We start from the raw sequence: 712 nt of genomic DNA, 5'->3' as shown, positions 1-712 counted from the left end.
GACCTGCCCGCCATGCACGTTCAGCTGGGCTGGTTCGAGACCGTCAGCCGCGAGGCACAGCGCCAGGCTGACTCCCGGGCAGGCGACCACCTGATGTGGCTGCAGCATCCGCGACTGCTTGCAGCGCTGGATCTCTATGACCAGGAAGACCTCACCAGCGGTCTGTGCTTTGCGCACCAGACCGGCCTGTGCGTGCTGGGTATGGAAGGCACCGTCAAAGGCGCGCAGTTGCTCAGCCGTTGGTGGCAGAGCGGCGAAGTTGAAGCGAGCAACTTGGCCATGCGCGCTTATGTGTTCAATCAGAAATCGGTTGCCGAGGTACTGGCAAAGACCCAAAGCGATCTGCGCATTCTCCACGAGCCCGCGGACGATTGGAAAAAGCTGGAAACCGCACTGCAACAAGCCAAGACGCTGGCCGCGCAATTCAGCGCAATCGACGGCCATTTAGAGCAGTTAGCCCAACACGGCCACGTCAATACTGCCGGTGCACTGGCATGGATTGGTCATTTGGGGCGTGAAGCCCTGAGCGCCGGCGCGCCCAACACTGTCGACCGAGCACTGCATAGGCGCCTGGTAACCCTCCTCACCGCTTCGCTGGGTGAGCAAGCACTCAACCTGCGCCTGGCCGAACACGCCCAGGCCGGCCATACCCCCTCACCCGGCCGCGTTGCCGCACCGATCATGCGCCGACTTGATCAGGCCTATGTCGACA

Annotated in this window: 1 pseudogene; it reads left to right on the top strand. The window is 62.5% G+C overall.

Going from position 1 to position 712, the window contains the following annotated elements:
- Positions 1-93: 93 nt before the first annotated feature.
- Positions 94-712: pseudogene (locus ACQZ2L_RS25035) on the top strand (T6SS effector BTH_I2691 family protein); the annotation flags it as partial.

The organism is Pseudomonas shirazensis (genome assembly GCF_050496565.1).
Lineage (GTDB): Bacteria > Pseudomonadota > Gammaproteobacteria > Pseudomonadales > Pseudomonadaceae > Aquipseudomonas > Aquipseudomonas shirazensis_A.
The sequence above is the reverse complement of the archived record's forward strand: the minus strand, read 5'-3'. Positions and strand labels throughout refer to the sequence as shown.